The sequence below is a fragment of the Pilosibacter sp. NGB245 genome (assembly GCF_057397225.1).
This window is the reverse complement of record NZ_CM171584.1, coordinates 3,377,582-3,397,876: the sequence shown is the minus strand read 5'-3', so window position 1 is coordinate 3,397,876 and position 20,295 is coordinate 3,377,582. Positions and strand designations below refer to the sequence as shown.

At 51.4% G+C, this 20,295-nt stretch carries 20 protein-coding genes; 17 read left to right on the top strand and 3 right to left on the bottom strand.

Annotation, left to right across the window (positions count from 1 at the left end):
* The first annotated feature begins 3 nt into the window (after positions 1-3).
* The 15 genes from ACXMYH_RS15205 to ACXMYH_RS15135 all read left to right on the top strand — a co-directional run bounded on the left by ACXMYH_RS15205 (position 4) and on the right by ACXMYH_RS15135 (position 16,459).
* Positions 4-447, top strand: coding sequence for an Imm51 family immunity protein (locus ACXMYH_RS15205; protein WP_002593768.1), 444 nt, complete (start codon positions 4-6; stop codon positions 445-447).
* A complete protein-coding gene (locus ACXMYH_RS15200) occupies positions 437-766 on the top strand; it encodes a hypothetical protein (protein ID WP_002593767.1) in 330 nt (109 codons plus the stop codon). The genes ACXMYH_RS15205 and ACXMYH_RS15200 overlap by 11 nt, the downstream gene beginning before the upstream one ends.
* Before the next feature lie 18 nt (positions 767-784).
* Positions 785-1,099 carry a DUF6881 domain-containing protein gene (locus ACXMYH_RS15195; protein ID WP_118556207.1) on the top strand — a complete coding sequence of 105 codons (315 nt, stop codon included), beginning with the start codon at positions 785-787 and terminating at the stop codon, positions 1,097-1,099.
* On the top strand, positions 1,099-1,509 hold the full coding sequence (locus tag ACXMYH_RS15190; RefSeq protein WP_002593765.1) for a DUF6966 domain-containing protein: 411 nt from the start codon (positions 1,099-1,101) through the stop codon (positions 1,507-1,509). Before ACXMYH_RS15195 ends, ACXMYH_RS15190 begins: the two co-directional genes overlap by 1 nt.
* A gap of 109 nt (positions 1,510-1,618) precedes the next feature.
* On the top strand, positions 1,619-1,981 hold the full coding sequence (locus ACXMYH_RS15185) for an SMI1/KNR4 family protein (RefSeq protein ID WP_330363956.1): 363 nt from the start codon (positions 1,619-1,621) through the stop codon (positions 1,979-1,981).
* A 672-nt stretch (positions 1,982-2,653) separates the two neighbouring features.
* The gene (locus ACXMYH_RS15180) at positions 2,654-3,631 is read left to right on the top strand and encodes a hypothetical protein (protein ID WP_038292392.1); all 978 of its coding nucleotides are present in this window, start codon (positions 2,654-2,656) and stop codon (positions 3,629-3,631) included.
* 42 nt (positions 3,632-3,673) lie between these two features.
* Complete coding sequence (locus ACXMYH_RS15175) at positions 3,674-10,369, top strand: immunity protein Imm33 domain-containing protein (protein WP_002593762.1); 6,696 nt, start codon at positions 3,674-3,676, stop codon at positions 10,367-10,369.
* A 15-nt stretch (positions 10,370-10,384) separates the two neighbouring features.
* The gene (locus ACXMYH_RS15170; RefSeq protein ID WP_215653357.1) at positions 10,385-11,248 is read left to right on the top strand and encodes a CbrC family protein; all 864 of its coding nucleotides are present in this window, start codon (positions 10,385-10,387) and stop codon (positions 11,246-11,248) included.
* Positions 11,249-11,257: 9 nt separating this feature from the next.
* On the top strand, positions 11,258-11,920 hold the full coding sequence (locus ACXMYH_RS15165) for a DUF4304 domain-containing protein (RefSeq protein ID WP_002593760.1): 663 nt from the start codon (positions 11,258-11,260) through the stop codon (positions 11,918-11,920).
* Positions 11,848-12,351 (top strand): hypothetical protein, encoded by a 504-nt coding sequence (locus ACXMYH_RS15160; RefSeq protein ID WP_038292374.1) that lies wholly within the window; start codon positions 11,848-11,850, stop codon positions 12,349-12,351. Before ACXMYH_RS15165 ends, ACXMYH_RS15160 begins: the two co-directional genes overlap by 73 nt.
* 24 nt (positions 12,352-12,375) lie before the next feature.
* Positions 12,376-12,735: a hypothetical protein gene (locus ACXMYH_RS15155; protein ID WP_002593758.1), complete on the top strand. Its 360-nt coding sequence runs from the start codon at positions 12,376-12,378 to the stop codon at positions 12,733-12,735.
* A gap of 14 nt (positions 12,736-12,749) precedes the next feature.
* Complete coding sequence (locus ACXMYH_RS15150) at positions 12,750-13,691, top strand: DUF3885 domain-containing protein (RefSeq protein WP_486555193.1); 942 nt, start codon at positions 12,750-12,752, stop codon at positions 13,689-13,691.
* Between the two features lie 24 nt (positions 13,692-13,715).
* Entirely contained in the window at positions 13,716-14,495 is a 780-nt protein-coding gene (locus ACXMYH_RS15145; protein WP_002593756.1) for a hypothetical protein, read from the top strand.
* A gap of 17 nt (positions 14,496-14,512) precedes the next feature.
* Positions 14,513-15,397, top strand: coding sequence for a hypothetical protein (locus ACXMYH_RS15140; protein WP_008400348.1), 885 nt, complete (start codon positions 14,513-14,515; stop codon positions 15,395-15,397).
* 183 nt (positions 15,398-15,580) lie between these two features.
* Entirely contained in the window at positions 15,581-16,459 is an 879-nt protein-coding gene (locus tag ACXMYH_RS15135; RefSeq protein WP_002593753.1) for a DUF4261 domain-containing protein, read from the top strand.
* Positions 16,460-16,702: 243 nt separating this feature from the next.
* Here the strand turns inward: ACXMYH_RS15135 and ACXMYH_RS15130 are convergent, their stop codons facing one another.
* From ACXMYH_RS15130 to ACXMYH_RS15120, 3 genes are read right to left on the bottom strand one after another with little or no spacing between them, the layout of a single operon-like run.
* Positions 16,703-17,287: a hypothetical protein gene (locus tag ACXMYH_RS15130; protein WP_002593752.1), complete on the bottom strand. Its 585-nt coding sequence runs from the start codon at positions 17,285-17,287 to the stop codon at positions 16,703-16,705.
* An 11-nt stretch (positions 17,288-17,298) separates the two neighbouring features.
* Positions 17,299-17,820, bottom strand: a complete 522-nt coding sequence (locus tag ACXMYH_RS15125) for an ImmA/IrrE family metallo-endopeptidase (RefSeq protein ID WP_002593751.1) — start codon at positions 17,818-17,820, stop codon at positions 17,299-17,301.
* A 38-nt stretch (positions 17,821-17,858) separates the two neighbouring features.
* On the bottom strand, positions 17,859-18,296 hold the full coding sequence (locus ACXMYH_RS15120; protein ID WP_002593750.1) for a helix-turn-helix domain-containing protein: 438 nt from the start codon (positions 18,294-18,296) through the stop codon (positions 17,859-17,861).
* Between the two features lie 198 nt (positions 18,297-18,494).
* Between ACXMYH_RS15120 and dinB the strand changes: the two genes are divergently transcribed.
* Both dinB and ACXMYH_RS15110 read left to right on the top strand, forming a co-directional pair.
* Positions 18,495-19,733: a DNA polymerase IV gene (gene dinB, locus ACXMYH_RS15115; RefSeq protein WP_044944626.1), complete on the top strand. Its 1,239-nt coding sequence runs from the start codon at positions 18,495-18,497 to the stop codon at positions 19,731-19,733.
* Positions 19,734-19,747: 14 nt separating this feature from the next.
* Positions 19,748-20,290: a hypothetical protein gene (locus ACXMYH_RS15110; RefSeq protein WP_002593748.1), complete on the top strand. Its 543-nt coding sequence runs from the start codon at positions 19,748-19,750 to the stop codon at positions 20,288-20,290.
* The last annotated feature ends 5 nt before the right edge of the window (positions 20,291-20,295 follow it).

Sequence of the window (20,295 nt, the reverse complement as noted above, 5' to 3'; positions counted from 1 at the left end):
ACTATGAAAGACCTTTGCCAATACGGAAACCGACCGGAGGACGAATGGGAAATCTTGCCATGGATACCTGATCCGCGCCCGCCCTTCAAAATTTGGGCGAAGCTGGAGCAGATCGCGCCATTCTTTCTCATCCCCCACCACCCCTATGCGATCTCCCTTCTGCTGAAAATCAGTGACGGGTTCCGGACAGAGGAATTCCGACGGCTGGGACTGATTGGCAACAGCGAGGACTGGGAGCGGCTTGCCCGGGGCGTGATCCAGGAGTTCGAGGAAAATAACAGCGGCGTGGATCTGTTTCACTTCGACTCCGACGAAGATGTGTTCTGCGTATACTCCCAATACATCGATGACCTGATGCTGTTGTCCAAAATGATCCGAGCGGCCTGTGACAATGAAAAAACGATGCGGACTTATCTGGGCAAAGGAGAGGTGGAACATGAGAAATAAGGAGCAGGAGTTCGTATGGCAAAAAGTAATAGAAGCCTGCATGGAGAATGTGAAACACCACTTCGATGACATCCAGCAGGCCATTGAGTTTGGCTGCTACATCCAGCCGGACAACTACTTTGTGTCCTACATCTTTGCCACCGATGCACAATTAGAGACGGCGCGGCGGAGCGGCCTGACGGAACAGATCAATTCCTATCACAGAGGGCAGCTGATAAAGCGTCATTACCCCATTGAGGGAATCAAGGACTGCACCTTTGCCTCCCAGGAGGAATGTGACCGGGAATTTGGCGGGAATTGGTATTATTATTTCAAATGATACGATGAGGGAATCGAGATGATCGAGTACATCAAACTTTTTTGGGAGGGCGCACCGGAGGGAGAACCATTGGTGATCCTCTATGAAGTGGATACCGGAAATGAGCGGCTGGCCCTCCGCTCCATTGACATCTTTAGGGACGGCCGCACCCGCAACATACCCGACCTTTACGATGGAGCTATTGAAATCACGCCCGTCCCCACTGTGGAGGAACTGAACGCCCATGTCTGGGGCGAGGAATTCCACGCCTGCGTCATAGAGAAAGCGGAATTTGAGGCCATCTGGGAAAGCCACACCTATGATGGAGCGTTAAAAGAATCAGGAGGGTTCTGATGAAACAGACAGATATTTATACCGAAGCTCTGACCTGTCTGCGCTCCATCCTTCTGGCAGACCATCCAGAATTTCAAAACTGGATTGACTGGCTGGAGAGGGATATTCAGGACTGGATCCAGCGCCATGAGGTTGCCCACCATCTTCGGGCATACGGCGGCATGGGCTCGTTCAATGACCTGCCCAGTATGCGTGGAAATCATGACTATATTTTCGGCTTTCTCAAGTCCGTGTGCTATGCCTTCGGCCATCTTTATGGCAAACGGGAAGGCATTTCTCCGGAGGCACTGATGGAGGAGTGTCTGCACGATGTAGAGGAGGCAGCCTATCACCCCCATAAGCCACTGAACCAAGCCATTGCCCAGCACTTGATGCAGGGCGATTTACAGGAAAACCTGGATGCTCTGTGAGGGAAATACAATGCATGACATGAATTTGGAAAAAAACCGCAGTAAAATTCAAACTGCTTATAAAGTAAGCCCCTTCACAAAGGGTACCTGCCCAGAACCGGAGGATGCTGTGAAACGATTTGAAAGCAGGTATACTCCCATCCCCGCAGAGTACCGCTGGCTACTTTTGAACTTCGGCGGCTGCTATTTGGCAGAGCCGTGGATTTTCACACTGAAAGAGTTGGAAAAAGCCTACCCGATTTTTCAAGAGGCTTATGAGGATTACATGAGCGAATATGACCACGGTCCCGCCTTTCCAATCGGAGGATTGGGTGACGGGAGTATCGTATTTATCGACTTGGAGAGCGGCAGAGTCCGGGGCTGTAACTGTGACTATGCCGATCTGAAGGAGATTGCCGAGAATTTTTCCAGCCTGCTCCTGGACCTTGTGGAACAGGCATTGGAACTGGGAAAACTGTGCAGAGAATTGTGAGGTAAGCGTATGGCAAAGGACATCAGGGAGTGCCTGCTAGAGCAGGCAAGAAAATTTCATCAGTGGCAGGAAATCACTTATCCCGGAAAAAACACCGAGGAGATTGGCGGTGAGTGGGAGGTCGATTACCCTGCATGGAATGATATTTTTGATGCCTTTTGCCATGTGCTGACCCAAATGGATGCAGAAACGGCAGACAGCGTCCTGCTGGATGAGATGGTCTATCTGATAGCCAGGGACAACGAAGCGGAGGGGGTTATACAGGAGACCACTTCCCATCCACAATGGTTTGAGTGCCTCTGCCGCAGGGCCGTAGCCTCCAATGAGAATGAGGCCAAGTGGCAGTTTGCCGCCTATCTGCCGGAATGCTCATGTAGTCAGGAAGTCAGGGATATAATTCTGAATTTCGCAAAGGACCCCAATGAATATGTGAGCCGTCGGGCGCTTTTGGCGATGCCCGCTCTGCGTCCTGACTGTGTGGAACAGTTCGCTCCGCTGTTTTGGGAGCGCAACTGTTACCCTCCTGAACTTCAGGAATACCAGCGGATCGCTGTTCTGGTCTCGCTGGATGTCATCCATTCCGACCTGCTTCCACAATACTTGGAACGGGCCAAGCAGGATGGCCGGAGCTATCTGCTGGAACACGCAAAACGAATCGAAGGAGGACTTGCCATGAACGAAAAACTGTCCCGTCCCCAATTCAATCAAATGGATACCACCGAGAAGCAGGCGCTGATGGAAAGCCTGGCTGCTCATTATGATATGACCTTTCTCGGTCTACATACCTTTGACCGTTGGGGTCAGAGCTGCATCACCGGCATCTTCGAGAAAGATGGCCGGGAGTTCGTCTTTGTCCCCGGCGATACCGTCACCTTGGGCTGGGAGCAGTTTGCCGTGGGACTGAATCAGGAGAGCCGGGAGGAATTGGACTATCTGTTCCAGGAGTGGGAGATGGAACCGCAGAACCCGGAGGAGATGATCCGGGAAAGCATGGCTCCTGTTCGGCAGGCGGCCATTGGACCCATGCTGGTGGGCCGGGAGCTGGAGGAAATTAACTGGGAGCCAGTCAAAATGGACGATCCCAGGCTGACTGCCCACCCTGACTGGCTGAAGGAATTCCGTGATTTTGCCTGGAGTGACAGCAGCAGTCTTACCTTGCATCAGTCGGCTCGCATAGAACGGACAGAAGATGGATTTCAGACCTGGATCTATAACCGCACAGACTACGATGCGCTTCTTGCCAGGCTGGAAAAGCAGGGGCTTTCGCTGCCCACGGCGGACGAGTGGGCCTACCTGTGTGGCGGCGGATGTCGGACCCTGTTCCCATGGGGAGATGGGTTAGACTACTCCATGCATCTGCACTGGTTTGAGGACATGGATGAGGATGAGAACCGGCCCTATGACATGGAGGAACCCAACTTCTTCGGCCTGTCCATCGCCTACGATCCCTATATGCGGGAAGTGGTGCAGGCTGATAGGCTTACCACCTGCGGCGGTGACGGCGGATGCAATATCTGTGGTGGGCTGGGCCCATTTCTCGGTTTCCTACCCTGTTCGCCTCACTGTAAGCCGGAAGTGCAGGAGGACAATGAACTAAACGGAGATTATGACTTTTATCGGCCTATCATTCGGCTGGAGAACTATGATTGACAATAGAAGCTTGATACGAAATAAAGAAAGAGAGGTGCCGACATGGGAGCATGGGGTATAAAAGCATTAGAGCGTGACGAAGGGCTGGATGTACTGAACATCCTCAAAAATGAATATGTACCGGAGCATCCGGTAATGGATCTGGGTGAGATGATCGAACTGATGAAAGAGGAAGGTATGTTGGGAGAAGATCTCTCCGACATCGACTTTCTCTATGATAACACCGCTATGGCTCTGGCTGAGCTGTATTTCCAATGGAAGGATAACAGCAAGCTGGACTACGATCATGAAGAAGCTATATGGGATAAAATCACCGGTTTCACAGCATCCAAAGAAGCCATTGCCTTCCTGCTGCGGCAGCTCACCGACATCAAAAACGAGGTGCCGGACGAGGACGGCATCCGTGAGATTGTGGATCTTTGGAAGAACGAGGATAGCGGTGAGATCGCTCCTGAGTGGTTGGAACACTTGAATCAGCTCATTGATCGACTGGATTCAGAACAGGAGGTGCGGAAAATGTATATCAAAAAATACTGGGGCAACTTTATCGGAGGTTCCGATGACAGTCTGAACCTTGTGGCATTTTTAGAGGATCAGAAAAAGGAGGAGATCCCCCTCAGCGAGATTTTCGCCAAGATCGGTCTGGACAAGCAGAACTGGGACTTTCGCCAAACCGTGGAGTACCTGGAGTTTACACATTCCGATGGCGTGGAGATGGACTTCCACTTCGCCATTGATGTGGTCACCGACCTGGCCGCCATCCTGCTGGAGTGCAGCGTCAGTGGCAGTGTAAACCTTCAGGATCTGGACGAGTACAACACCCCCGCCCGCCGTATCCGCATCACGGTTACGCCGGAGGAGCACGACGCCATGAATAAGGCCCTGGCGGACTTTGTCCATGCCCCGCTGGAATACGACATCAGCGAGATGATGGGCGAGGATGAGATCACAGATATGGCTTATCAGGTGGAGATGCTGCGGAAAGAGCTGTACGAAGCCTCCGGCCGTAATCGGAACTACCATGTAAAGGCGGAAGATGTGAAACATCTGCTGCCCGACTGGGAGGGCGCCGATGGCTGTATCGCCACCAACCGCATCACAGTAGAGGGCCGCAAGGTGGGCTACTGCTACAGGGAGGAGCCGGACGGCGGCTGGGACAGCGGCTGGCGCTTTACCGCTGGTGACGAGAGCGAGGCGTACATGGATGATCCCAACAATGCCGGGATTTACAAGCTGAATACGATCTGCAACGACGATCCCGACATCATTTCGCTGTTGCATACGCCCGCCCCCTGCGCTTTTGAGCGGGACGAGAGTGGTGTGTTTCAGCAGATTCAAGGCTGGAAACCGGAACAGGATGAGGAGGAGCCTGATATGGATATTTTGAAGCAGTGCCAGAAGTGGCATGAAAACGACGAACACCAGAAGATCATTAACGCGCTGGAGGCTATTCCTGCCGAAGAGCGTACCCCGGAAATCGATATGGAACTGGCCCGGGCCTACAACAATCTGGCGAACCCCAGCGAGCCGGAGGGAAGAAAGCTGCTTCACCGGGCACTGGAACTGATGCAGTCCCAAGAGGAGAAATTTGGAGACACTTATTCCTGGAATTTCCGCATGGGATATGCCTATTATTATCTGGATCAGGAAGGCCGGGCTCTTCGGTATTTTGAAAAAGCTCTGGAACTGCATCCCGGTGATGATCCTAAGCTCAACACCCAACAGGACATTGAGGAACTGATTGACTGGTGCCAGAAGGGCATTTCCCTGCCGCAGTTCTCGGAGTGCTTCCGGGAGCGGACAGAGGACTGGTGGGAAACCTTTGCGGAAATGGAAGCAGAATTGCGCCAGATGATGGATGAGGACAAAGATCACACCCGCGGTGCCGAACTCGTGGCCCAAATGCAGGAAACCCTGAATCTGGTCTTTGATGAAATCTCCTTTGAAATGGGATTTAACGGCGAGAAGTACGAGCTGATCCTCACCCCGGAGGGTGATAAGGTCAAACTGTTTGAGCTGATCTACTTCCAGAAGCATGCCCCCAAGGAGGTGCTGGAGCACTGGAACATCCTTGTGGGCCGTCAGCCCATCCGAAACATCGGACTGCGCACCGACGATGGCTGGGATATCTCCGGGGAGGATGTGCAGATCTGGCTGGAGAAGCAGGGCGAAAACAGCTTTTCCATCTCCGCCTACTGTGAAAAGCTGCTGCCTATGCTCCGGGAGGAGGAAAGTAGGGCCTGGTGGATGCTCACCACCCTCACCGACCAGGTGCTGGGCGAGATCCCCCACATGAGATACATAGATAGCTTTGATGTGCTGGAGGAACCCAAGACAGAGCCGTCCTTCCTCCTGTCTCAGCTTCCCGACGCTCTGAAGGAGCGGGGGCTGGAACTCTCCACCGACCCGGAAGCCTATCTGGAGAGCTACCTTGGCTACAAAATGGAACCCAATGAAGATCCCGACGCCGATTGGCGGTTGGATACCATGGTGGGCTCCACTTGCTGTGTGCCGCTCATCAACGGCTATCTGAATGCCGACAATGATTTTATGGACGATCTCCATGCCGATGGCACGGTGGCGGGCTTCTTCTGCTATCCCCTGGATACCCTGCGGGAGGAGGAAGGCAGTCAGAAGATCTTCGACTTCCGAGACAAGCTGGAAGAAGTGTTTACCACTGATGAAGGATCGGAAGTGCTCACTCTCACCGGCGGGGCCACCGGCCGCTACTGCGGCTATGTGGACTTCATCGCCTGGGACATCCAAGAGGCGCTGAACATGGCGAAAGAGTTCTTTGAAGGCACGGACATCCCATGGGCCATCTTCCACACCTTCCGCCGTGAAGCCGGTTCTGTACCCCTAAAGCAACAAGATGATGGGCCAGAAACTGAGAATCAGGATGACGAGTTGGATGAAACGCTTACGGGCATGGACTATATTCCTTATACCCAACAGAACGCCGAAGCATTCTTCGCTCAGCTGGAGCAGTGGAACGACGAGGACGAGTACACCCGCTGTATCCAGGCACTGAATGCCATCCCGGAGGACTGGAGGAACTACCGCACCGCCTACGCCCTGGCCCGTGCACTGGAGAACTACGCCATCATCGGGGACCATGACGAAGGTACTTTGAAATCCAAGGGAGACAAAGCCCTCCTGAGGGCCATTGAGGTGTTGGAGTCCGTCCGGGAGGAAGGCCAGGACAAGGCGGAGTGGAATATGCGGATGGCCTACGGCTATCAGTATCTCTATGGCCAGGAGGCAAAGGCCATTCCCTACGCCCAGCGTTGGGCAGAACTGGACCCGGAAGACGAGGACGCTCCGGCGGTGATTCGGGAGTGTAAGGCGGAGATCCGGAAACGCCAGCGCGGCCGGAAGAAGGCCAAATTCGTGCCTGGTAATACCCCTTTTGAGGGCTTCGACCTCACCAACTTCTGGGATGATAATTGGTATGCACTGAAAGAATATGTCAGTGAGCCGCCTTCCGATGAGCTGATTGCCAGCGTGGAGGAGGAACTGGGCTACAAGCTGCCCGCCGCCTACATCTGGCTGATGAAGCAGCACAACGGCGGCATTCCGGTGAATACCTGCTATCCCTGCGATGAGCCTACCTGTTGGGCAGAGGACCATGTGGCCATCACCGGAATTTTCGGCATCGGGCGAGAAAAGAGCTGCTCCCTCTGCGGAGAGCTGGGCAGCCAGTTTATGATCGATGAGTGGGAGTATCCCGCCATCGGCGTGGCCATCTGCGACTGTCCCAGCGCCGGACACGATATGGTTTTCCTGGACTACCGGGCTTGCGGTCCCCAGGGAGAGCCTGCGGTGGTCCATGTGGATCAGGAAAATAACTATAAAATTTCCCATCTGGCAGACAGCTTTGAGGAATTTATCCGGGGACTGGAGCATGAATCCCTGTATGATCCGGATGAAGAAGATACAGACGATCTCGACGAGGAAGATGACGCTGACGGGGAGGAAAACAGCCACACAGGCGTCTTCACCGGCTTTGTCCTCCTGTCCAAGGCAGAATGGGATAAAGAGCAGTTCATCCGGGACATGAAGGAAAAATGGGACATCACCGTGGATGAATACGACGCCAGCGAGGAAAAGGACGATGACGCCCTGGTGTTTGAAGTAGGCGATATGCTGGCCGCCGTCAGCCTGGCCTCCTCCCCTATCCCCGGTGGTGAGGCCGAGGTAAATGCGGAAAACAACTATATGTGGCCGGATGCGGTGAAAATCGCCAGGGAGCACTGTGCCCATATCATGGTGGCGGTGCTGGGCAAAGAGGAAAAGGTTCTGGAGAAGGGCAAGCTCTTCACCAAGCTGATGGCCGCTTGCTGCCGCCAGAGCTATGCCACCGGCGTCTACACCAGCGGCGTGGTGTTTGAGCCCCGGTTCTACGAGGGCTTTGCCGATATGCTCAAAGAGGACGAGCTGCCCATCTTCAACTGGGTCTGGTTCGGCCTGTACCGGAGCGAGGATGGCTTGAACGGCTACACCTACGGCATGGATGTATTTGGCAAGGAGGAGATGGAGGTGCTGAACACCGACGCCGAGCCGGAGGAACTGCGGGACTTTTTGGCAAGCCTTGCCTCCTATGTGCTGGCGTGTGATGTGACGCTACAAGACGGCGAGACTATCGGCTTTTCCGCGGACGATAAGCACACCATCACCCGCAGCCCCGGCGTCTCTCTGCCGGAGGAGCAGATGACCCTGAAAATCAGTTACGAGCCTATAAAGGGAGATCCGGAGGATGACAGCTGCGACCACTCAGACAATGATGACACGCAGGATGAGGAAGAATTCAGTAATCCCGAAGTCTACACCGAGGAGGAGATGGAGGCCGTCGAGGGGCACATTGAGCAGTATTTCGGCAAGGTCGAGAATGTGTTCCACGAGCTGGTTTCTCCCGACATCCATGTGGACATCTGCATGGTGCCGCCCACTGAGGAGCGGGACTATTACACCCTGGTCACCATGGGTATGGGTGCCCACCGGATGAATGTGCCGGTGGAACTGGCGGAATACAAGCTGGAGCGGGCGGAGCTGGCTATCGCGCTGCCTGCGGACTGGAAGTTGGATCAGGAGTCCATGAAAGACGAAAAGTGGTACTGGCCCATCCGCCTGCTGAAATCCTTGGCCCGTCTGCCCATCAACTGTGACAGCTGGTTGGGGCATGGTCATACGGTGGAGAACCGGGAACCATTTGCAGACAACACCAAACTGTGTACTGCTACCCTGATCGGTCTCCAGGATACGGAGGATGGCAGCGAGGTCTGCACTCTGCCGGGCGGCGAGGAGGTCAACTTCTATCAGGTCATTCCGCTTTATGAGGACGAGTTGGACTATAAACTGGAACATGATGTAGACGCTCTGCTGAACAAGATGAGGGGGATCAGTTTTGTCGTAAACCCCACTCGCCAGAATGCTATCACCCGTGGCACCCTTTCCAATGATGATTTTGACGGTGAGATGGACGACGCTTCCTATCACCTTGAGAGCATTGAGGAGAAGGAACTGCCTATTGACCCCATCAATGCTTATAACCACATGGCCATCTACCTGCGCTGGTGCATGGAGCACGACCTGATGGGTGAGGACTTCCTGAAAGAATACAGCGAAGTGGCCAAACAGGTCAAAGCTGACCCTGCCAGTGTGGATCTGCGGGAGTTTATCCGGGATGAGCTGGACGGCTGTCTGTTCTCTGTGCTATTCAATCAGCAAGGCCGTGCCTTTGCAGGCTATTACTACGGAGAGGGCGACAGCCCCTACTATCCTGCCGATGTTGACGACAACGCCCTCCGCTTCTTCGGCCCGGAGCGGTATCACTCCGCTGAGTTCCAGGACGAAGCCTACCTGTTCATCCCCTTTGACGAGGACTACTATCAGGTTATGGCAGAGGTGATCGGGGAACGTTTTGAAAACTGGCAGGGACAGGACTTCGACGGGGACACGCTGGAGCCTTCCGAGGTGGCCCAGGCCATCATGGAGTATCTGGACTGCGAGTGTACCTATTTCCCCTCCATGAAGGATGATGACCCCATCAGGTCGGCATACAGCTACGCCCAGCGGCTGGGGGTACGGGAGGGCTTTGTTCCCGTGCTTATCCAGGCGGATGATGAAACGCTGTTGGAGTGTCTGGTAATGAACGCCGATCCGGAGCATGATGCGGACTTCTATGAATTTGACCTCAAAACGGTAATGGAGTACCGGAAGAAGATGCTGGCCGCTCCCGTCAAGGACGGAAAGGCGGTTTTGGAGGAATTGACCGGCCAGCGTAAGGAAGAAGCCGAGGACGATGACATGGACTGGGAGGAGGAAGTCCTGGGCGAGATGGAGGGCGGCTATGACAATGACCGCTTCTCCTGCTATTGGGATTCGGATAGCCACATGACCTATCCGCTCATTCTGGCCAAAATTCCGGTCAAGAACCCCTGGGAGATCTTCGCCTACCTGCCCTTTGGGAACTGGAACGAGTGTCCCGATACGCCGGAACTGATGGCGGTGGCAAAATACTGGTTTGAGCAGCATGGTGCCATCCCCGCCGCTATGAGCCACGATGAGTTGGAGTTCCTGCTCCCGGCCCCTGTTTCCCAGGAGCAGGCTATGGAAGTTGCCACAGAGCAGTACGGCTTCTGCCCGGACATCGTGGATCAGGAGCAGGATGACCCCACTGTGGGCAATCTGGCGGATGTGCTGCGGCAGTCCACCGTCTGGTACTTCTGGTGGGATTGATGGGAGATTGTGACCATGAACGAATACCTGAAGCAATATATTGAACTCCAAAAGCAGTTTCGGGAGACAGAAGGAGATCCAGACAGTGTCCGTGCTCTCTATACCTTCAAGGAGAAACTGGAGCTGTCGGAAGACAAGCAGGCCAAGGAAGTGCTGGTGGATGTGTATGATCTGCTGGACTTCAAGAAGGATGCCTACGAACTGCTCTGCCAAATTGGAAATCGTTCCGACAAGAAGACCCTCAAGCGGTTGGGAGTCTTGAAGGACTATGCGGAAAATTGGGGCAATCACTACGCCATCCCCAAGCCCCAAACACCAGAGGAAAAGCAGAATGAGAAGGAGCGGCGGGCCCAGCTGGGTCTGCCCGCCTTCCGGTATCACCCCTACCCTTTGGAAACCGGCGCTTTTGAGGAGTCCGCGGATGGCGTTGTCTGCGACTGCTGTGGCAAGACGACCCATGTTTTCTATACAAATCCGTTCTTTTCAGTGGAGGATATTGCATATCTGTGCCCAGAGTGCATCGCCAGCGGCGAAGCGGTCCGGAAATATGACGGTAATTTTCAAGATGATTTCTCTCTGGATGATGGTGTAGACGATCCGGAGAAGCTGGACGAATTGATCCACCGCACCCCCGGCTACTCCGGCTGGCAGCAGGAATATTGGCGTGCTCACTGCGGCGACTACTGTGCCTTTTTGGGCTATGTGGGTGCCAGAGAACTGCGGGCACTGGGTGTGCTGGAGGAGGTGCTGGACGATCCCATGTGGGACGAGGAGCAGAAAGATATGATCCGGGAATCCGTCAATGGCGGGCACCTGCAATGCTATCTGTTCCAGTGCCTCCACTGCGGAAAGCACCTGGTCTGGATGGATTTTGATTGAGGTGGCAACATGGAGAAGAAGGATTTTCCCAAGGGAACCAAGCCCCGCGAGATCTTCGTCTATACCTGTGAGCGGATCGCGGAGCCTTTGATCCCGCTGGGCTACAAATACCGTAAGAGCAAAAATGACATCTACAAAAAAGACGGCATCTTTGTGTTCTCCTTTTACTTTTCCCCCTCTATCTGCTTTGGCTCCACCACTTTTACTGCCTTCTTCGATGTGAGTTCCCCGGTGATTGCCCAGTGGCGCAGTGAGCAGGAAGGGACGGAGGAAACCTATGATGGTATCGTTGGTACCTCCATCGCCCGGCTGACCCACCGGTATGATGACTTCCCCCGCTATGAGGTATCTACTCTGCTGGAGCGGGAACGCTCCATCCAGGAGATTTCCGGGCAGATCCGGGACTATGCCCTGCCGTTCTTCGCCCGGTTTTCCGACTTGCCGAAGCTGCTGGACGATGTGGAACGAGAGGGGTTCTTCCCCTATCGGAGGGGGTTCGATGTCCCTAAGCGGAATCGGGAGTTCATCGAATGCTTCCCGGGAGTATCTGAAAAAGATATAATAAATTACAGTAAGAAAACAAAACGGAGGAAAGCGGTATGGAAGAAATCAGAAAGTTTTTATCGGAACCTGAGGAACATCAGGACGAATTTTGGGAAAGCGATGCTCTGATCTGGGTGGACTGGAGAGATTTTGATGAATCTATCATCGAATACTTCAATAAAAAACTGCCTGATGAAGATAAAATTCAGTTTGAATGTGTAGAAACAGAAAAAGAACGCGGTGTTGATATTTTTATGAAAAAGAATGGTGTCAGCGCACCGATCCCCTACGCAGATGATTGTACCGACCGTGACACTACACTGAGAAGTATTCAGGAGTATCTGTCGCCGCAGTATCAGCTCCGCTGGTATATGGGCTCGCTCGGTAGCGATACCCTCGCTTTCTGTATTTATCCCACTTCAGAATGGGAGCAGATAGAGCAGGAATTTGGCGCAGAAAAAGTTGCCTACTACTTTGCACCGGTGCAGGCAAACAGTGTCATGTTCGAAATGGATATGAATGAAGTTTTTGCTTTGCTGGAGCAAAGAGGAGACGCGTAAGATTAACTTGCAGGAGGAATCACCATGTCACAGATTGCATCCTTTTATCTTCTCAAAGACGGCCAGCGGCAGGAACTGTCCAACGGAGACTGCTCCGGCGTGGTCTATATGGCCATCTGGGACTGGTGTGAGAGCGAGCTGGATCTGGATGTCCGTTTTCCTGCTCCCCAGACGGAGGACACCCTGGACTGCGCTCTGCTGGAGCGAGATCTGGCGTATAATATGCTGGCAGCTCTGCGGGAGTGGGACCTCCCGGAGCTGGCCGCTGAAATTGCCCCTGACTGGGACCTGCCCACCGAGGCGGTGCAAAGCGGGCTTGAAACGCTGCGCTCCCATCTGGAACTGGTGCGGGGCGACGTTGCCCTGCTGTATGAAATGTTATAAGGCGGAGGGATACTATGCTGGCAAAGCGGTTTGAAGATATTTTACATAAGCTGGGCATGGCTGAACTGGAACACCCTCTGTTCTACCATGCGCCGGTAGGCATTCGGTTTGAGATCGGCGGGGAGGAACCAATCTATCTGGACAGGAGTGCGGCGAAGCTGAGAACCAACCCCGCCTATGTTCAGGGGGCGCTGGACCGGGCCGCCGCGATCTATCGGGCACTTCCGGAGGTGCCGGACCTTCTGCGGATCGACGGATATCCCGATGAAGAACCTGCCGAGTCCCTGCTGACCGTTATCCGGCAGCGAATGGGACTCCCGGTTCCCAATGAGCAACTTCCGGTCATAGAGCTGGACGAAGATGGGGATACCCATGCACAAGTGCAGTTTTACTGGGATCTCAGCGGGATTACCTTTCAGCCGGAGCAACTTTTGCAGGAGATCATTCTGGGAGATATCGGAGGCTGGTCCGGCTTTGTGTCCAGCGTCTATCTGACAGGGCCTGGACCGTTCCTCTACCACCTGTACGATGACCGGGGGCTGGATGTGCTGGGCAGTTCCAGAGAACTGCTTTTGCCGCTTTACCATCAGTTTCATGGCTGGATCTTGGAGTATAATCTGGAGCAGATTGACCGGGTGTTTACAGCGGAGCAACCACAGCGGCAGAAGTTCACCATCGACGGTCGCCGCTTTTCTAACATGGCTGGTTTTTATGACGAGGTGGAGCGGGTGTTTACCTTTGGTTTGGACCGGAAGAACGGTCGGAACCTGAACGCTTTCAACGATATTCTCCGGGGCGGTTTTGGACGGCATGAGTATGGACAGCCCATCCACATCCAGTGGTTGGCCTATGAAAAAAGCGTCCGTAATCTCGGAAAAGTGACTATGGACACCATTGTGGAAATCATTTTGGATACAGACCATTCCGGGCACGACTGTACCCTGGAACGGTTTTGACCGAACAGAAACGGAGGCAATACTATGGGACTTGACATCTACGCCGGAACATTGACCCGGTACTATTCTCACAACTGGAAAACCGTTGTCCAGCAGTGGGCGGAGGAAAACGGATACTCCTTCAACTGCATCACCCCGGATGGGGAACCTGCTGATAACGAGGAAGAAATGTCCCCGGCTGAGGTTCAGGCGGCGGTGGAGAACTGGCGGGATCAGATCTTGAGCGCCATTTCTCAGCCGGGCCAGCCCCCCTACGCTCCCTGGCTTGAAGATAATGAGAAACCTTATTACACCGACAAGCCGGATTGGGATGCCTTCGGCGCTATGCTGCTGGTGGCCGCCTGTCGTACATACGAGGAACCGGTGCCTTCCACCGTGGAGAAGGACTGGATCTTCGGGGAGCATCCTCTGGTCGCCCGTCTTGCATCGGACGAGGAGCGGGTGTGGTCCCTGCTTCGGGGCGCAACTTGGTGGCTGCCTCTGGCGGATGCCTTCTTCTTTCAGGCGCCTCTGCCCACCGATGATCAGGCGATGATCGCCACCCTGGGCGGACTGCGGAAGGAACTGGAAAAGCTGAACCAGCTGGCATGGCAGGCAGATGAGGATACCATCCTTGGTTGGGCAGACACGGAGGGATACCCGGTAGACGGGACCCTGGGCCCGGATGGACAGTACAGCAAGGCGGACATCCCGGAACACACCCAGTATGACACCCAATCCCTTGCCAAGTTTGCCTTCTCCATGTTCTGGCGGGCCATGCGGTTTGCCGAGGAACAGCAGGTGCCCATCCTGCTTGATTATTAAAGAGGATTCATCAGGAGGTGAAGTCCGTGGAACAAAAACGCCCGGCAGATATATTCCAGGAACTTCTGGACTACCTATGGAACGGCCTGGGCCTGGAGGAAAAGGGCTGGAAGCGTCTGAAAAAAGGCGACTTCAAAAAGAAAACGAAAAACGGGCTGACCTATCAGATCTGGTTTGACCGGAGCCGCTACAACTACATAGACTACGAAATCGGCCATGGAAATGTGGAGGTGGGTTTCAGCTGTATCATAAAGCAGGGAGATGACTACCTCTACTCTTTCAGAATTGAACCCACAACAGGCGGTTCATTCTTTCGGATGCTGACAGAGGACCTGCGGCTGAACACCGGGCTGCTGGACACCTTTCTGCCCCTGATCAAAGCCCACTACCTTGACTTCATCGACCGCTTCGAGGCAGACCCCGTGGAGGCATTACAGTCGGTCTGCGCCCCCTTCACCGAGGCGGAGGACTACAGATGGTTCATCTATGTGCGGGAGCAGATGGTGAAACGGTACGGAACGGCGGAGCAGATGGAGGAGTACCGCCGTCAGGCAGAATTGCGCGGAACGCCGGAGTGCAAGGCGAAGACCCATACCGGAAAGTTGCTGTTCTACCAGTCCCATGCCAAGGATGTGGATCATGCCTGGGCCTCAAGCCGCACCAGAGAGGAACTGGACCAGGTGGTGGAACCCTTTGTGCAGGCCAAGCGGCAGACAGGACAGTGGACGCAGGAGGATGAGGCGGGCTATCAGCTCTACCAGCAGGAAACAGATCCGAAGAAACGCACCTTTCGGGTATGGTATCTCATCGCCAATCCCCGGGGTCTGCCGAAAGAATTTGTCCAGAAAGAACTGGAGTTCCGGTGGAAGCTGTTCGCTAACAGAGAGGAAGAAAGAAAATGAACGGTATTATTATTCTGGTTTGTAGTCTGCTGCTTCTCATGGCTATAAAACTGCTGATAGAACGCAACTTCATCGGACTGATTCTGTTTTGTGTGGTTCTTTTTTTAGCCTTTGGAGTAACTCCACACACAAAGTAGTGATTGTCCATTGCCACATAATCTACTGCTATAAGGAGGAAACTAAATGAGCAATCAAGTTTTCCGGCAAAATCTGAACGACAAAAAAGGCCCCCAGCCCGGTGGCCCCTATCTCATTCAGATGCTGTTCAAAGAGCCGGTAGAAATGCCGGATAAAGAAAAAATGACTGCTGTAATGGAGAAGCACATCGGATCAACAGAGTGCTTCTGTTATGATAAGAAAATGGCTGGCTTTGCCGCACAGGAGCATATTGCAGAGTTCAAGGACGGAAAATGCCCGGTGCAGCTGATGGTGATGAAATGCGACAAGTTCAAGGGCAAAGGCTTTGATGCCTTCCTGATGAGCCAGATGTGGGACTGCCAGGAGGACCGGGAGCGGATCTTCCGGGAGTGCAAATATCAGGTGGTAGCCACCGATATGCTGTCTGCGGCGCTTCCGGCGCTGGAGCGTGCCAATCTGGATGCCGACTTTTTGGAGGCTCTGGCGGAGCTATACCCCACCTGTGAGGCATTCTATTTCCAGAACTGCGGCAAACTGTTTCTGGCGGAGGATGTGCGTTCTCACCAGATTGAAGGTTCGGATCGGTTCATCCGCTTTGGCGTCAATGTCCGCTTCTTTAACATTGAGGGCACCGAAGATATGCTCATCGACACGGTGGGCATGAGCACCCTGTTCCTGCCCGACCTCCAGTACCACTTCCACGACATGGACCCCAACTGGGTGGTAAACCACGCCTACAATGTGGCATCGTACATATTGGAGCATGATAACCCCATTCAGGATGGGGAAACCATAGACGGCGTGGCGGATGGCCAGATGTGCCGGGAGATTCAGTGGAAGTGCCAGTATGAGGACGCTCTGATCCAGCCGCTCAGAGGGGTGCTGGACATTAATATGGGAGAGTGTGCATCTGGAATGCGTTAATATAAAATGATGCCATATAAAAAAGATAGTTGACATTATATCGTAAAATGACAGCTATCTTTTTTATATAAGGGTTTTGGTTAAGATTTTCGTTCTACAAACCACCGGCCTATATAAGCTCCCGTTAAATTTGTACTGCGTTCAAAAAAGAGATGGCTTTGCTTTCCGTTTACCAAAATTGTATAACAGTCGCCCTGACCTCCAGCTTTCCTTGCGACAGAGGGTTTCACATTCAAAATGCGGTCAATTGTATAAGGCATTCCGTCTTCCCAGGTAAGTTCTTCTGGAAGCATTTTTCCGTCTGGAAGGAAGGCTGCTCTTACGTTTACATAAACCTTGCAGTCTGTCTGAACACCGCTCATATAGTTCTACCTCCTTAAAAAGTTTTTTAACTTCTTCCAGTTCTTCCTCAAGTGTAGATGCATCTGAATGGAAAATGAGATGTGCTTCATCCTTTGTCCATCCGCATAGCAGATAATCACCGGTATGTGTTAGCTCAGAGGTATAGTAAAAATATTGCTGCTTATCTAATTGACAGCAGAAATAGGCACACCGGGTAAGAGGGGAGAGGACAGGAGATGGAGTAATAAGCTGATAGATGATAGTTGTCCCATTGTTGCAAAGTTCTTTTCTAAGGGAAAAATCGTTTTCCGTATATGGACAAATATAATCAGACTCTTCCTGATACATGGCATGGAACAAGTCAAGGTATAGATCGGAGCCATTTTTTTCAAGATCCTGGCAAAATGATTTTGGGGAAAGATAGAAAAAATGGGGGTTCCATTTATGTTCTACATAGTATATATCGCGGATAGTATCTTCGTTCATCAGTAGTCCTCCTATTCAATTGTTTTCAGAAAATTCCCATGTGATACGATGGGAGACTCCAGTTTATAACCTTTACGTTTCATGACACGAAATTTAAAGTCCAGTAATTCTGCTGGTACATAAAGAGCTTTGGCTGCCTGAAAGAAAAACTGGTCTTCGTTTAATGCATTTAATACGCAGTCATCGGATAACAGCAGTTCGGCAGCAAAGAGATTTGCTTCATATTCCTGCCGATCTGTATCGTCAAATAGTGTAAATTCATGAAACGCAGCTGTTATGTTTGTATGAAGCACGGAGTGAGCAATTTCATGAGCTAGTATGACCCGTTGAATCACTTCCGGTAAATCGCTGTTGATTGTGATATGTTTGATTCTGCGGTGCTGAACATAAAATCCTTTGCAGCACCCTTTATATCTTCCCATCGGTTTTAATACCACGATAATTTTCATTGCCTGTGCCAGACGGAATGGATCCGATTCACCATATTTTTTCTGGATCCGTCTGACTTCTTCAGATATGGATTGAATAGTCAAAACAGCTCCCTCCTTTCGGACTATATTACGGGAGAAGATTATTGTGGATTTTTCTTTTTGCCAAAGGTTTTTCTGGCTGCTTTTTTACAGTCATAGTATGCTTCGGCAACTGCCTGAAAATAAGCATCTTTTGCTTCTTCGCTTAGAGTGCCTCCTGCAAAAAGAGCTGTGTTCTCAGCCAGCATTTTCTGTAGATCCAACGCCTCCCTGGTTCCGCTATTTTTTCTCATATCTTCTACATATTCCATGCGGTCTAAGCCGTAAGATGGATCCTCTATGTTATCGTTCTGCAGATACTCGGTTGATACCTCCAGTGCCTTTGCCAGTTTATAAAGCTGTGCCTGGTATGGTTTTCTTTCGCCTAATTCATAAGAAGTAATTGTCCGGATACCCATTCCGGCTTTTTCTGCTAATTGTTTCTGACTTAATCCAAGATTTCCGCGTTGTTCTTTAACTTTAGCACCAAAAGATTTCATGTCAGACCTCCATTCGTTTTAGTGTGCGTAAACTTGCTAACTGTGCTATTGACAAGTGTGCATGTAGTTGCTAATATTTGAATTAGCAAGAGTTAGCAAGTATCAGTGACTATATGCAAATTATAATGGTAAGTGTGCAAACTGTCAAGAATAAGTGTGCTAATACTTGCTAGAAAAAATTGGAAGAGGGTACAGAATATGAATCGGACAATCCTTCATAGCGATATGAACTGTTTTTATGCTTCTGTAGAAATGATGCTGAACCCAGAGCTACAGGGAAAAGCAGTAGCAGTGTGCGGGTCCACAGAAAACCGTCATGGAATTGTTCTTGCAAAATCAGAGAAAGCGAAACAAGCAGGAATAAAAACAGGGATGGTTAACTGGGAGGCAAAACGACTTTGTCCGGATTTGATTTTGGTTCCACCCCAGTATGAACAGTATTTAAAATATTCCAATATGGCAAGAGAGATTTATCAGGAATATACAGACCTGGTAGAGCCTTACGGAATGGACGAGTGCTTTCTAGATGTGACAGCAAGTCAGGTTCTTTATGGTTCTGGAAAAGAAATTGCAGACCAGATTCGCTGCAGGATGAAGAATGAACTGGGATTGACTGTTAGTATAGGAATTTCATTCAATAAAATATTTGCAAAACTGGGAAGTGATATGAAGAAGCCGGATGCCATAACTAGCATTGAAGAATCAGAATGGAAACAAAAGGTTTGGCCGCTTCGGGTATCGGAATTATTATTCTGTGGCCGCTCAACTACAAAGAAGCTGGAGCAAGTTGGAATTTATACGATAGGAGATCTGGCAGAAATGGATCATGATTATGTGAACCAGCTTCTTGGTAAAAATGGGCTGATGCTGTGGTCATATGCAAATGGTCTGGATGATAGTCCGGTAATGGAGAAGGACTTTGTGTCTCCGATGAAAAGTGTGGGGCATGGAATTACTTGTACAGCAGATCTTAAAACAGAAGAGGAGGTCTGGAAGGTTATTCTGGAATTATGCCAGGACATAGGACATCGATTAAGGATTCATGGATTGAAAGCACAGGGGGTTCAGATAGCGATTCGCAGTCAGGAACTATTTATAAGGCAGTATCAAGGTCAACTTTCCCTTCCGACGATAGTGCCTTTGGAAATTGCTAAACTGGCGAGGGAACTATTTCAGAGAAATTATGATTGGAAGGAACCTGTGCGTTCGGTAACTGTTCGTGCAATCAACTTGGTATCAGCAAAAGAACCGGAGCAAATCTGTTTGTTTTCGGATCCAATCCGGCTTGAGAAAGAAGAAAAATTATTTCTGGCGATTGAGGAAATTCGGCGGCGATTTGGAAAAAGGGCTATCTATCCAGCGGCCTTGATGAAGGATCTGAAGATGCCGGAATACCGAGATCATGGTTTGATTATGCCGGGAGTTATGAACCGGTAAGATAGGAGGGGCTTATGGGACGGAAAAACTCATTGGCAAAAAACAGTATTCAGATGCTGTGTGTGATGCAGCATCTGGATGAACAAAATTTATATGAAAGGTCAAAATTGTTATTATCTATTTATCGAAATGTATGCTGGACGGCCTGTGACCGTGCTGCAATGCTTCGTGAAGAAGCAGAATATTGTTATGGCAGAGAACTGGAGGAGGGGCTTCTATATCTGAATGATTTTGCTCCTACTGTAGAGAGGGAAAAGTTTGAAGAAACAGTAAAAAGCCTGTTCCAGACCAAGTGGCTTGTGGAACTGGTAGACTCGGCCATGGTTAAAATGCGTGATTTTCCATATTCACCACAGCTTTATTTTGACATTGTGTTTAAGTGTTATTTAAGCCGGTTCCGATATACAGAACCTGAATTACTGGAAACGCTTCGGATGGAAAGAAGCACATATTATGATAGAAAAAAGGAAGCAATTAAAATATTCGGTCTATCCCTTTGGGGGAGTGCTCTTCCTCAAATCAAACAGGCTTTGGAAGAACCGTTACTTTATGAATAGAGGAG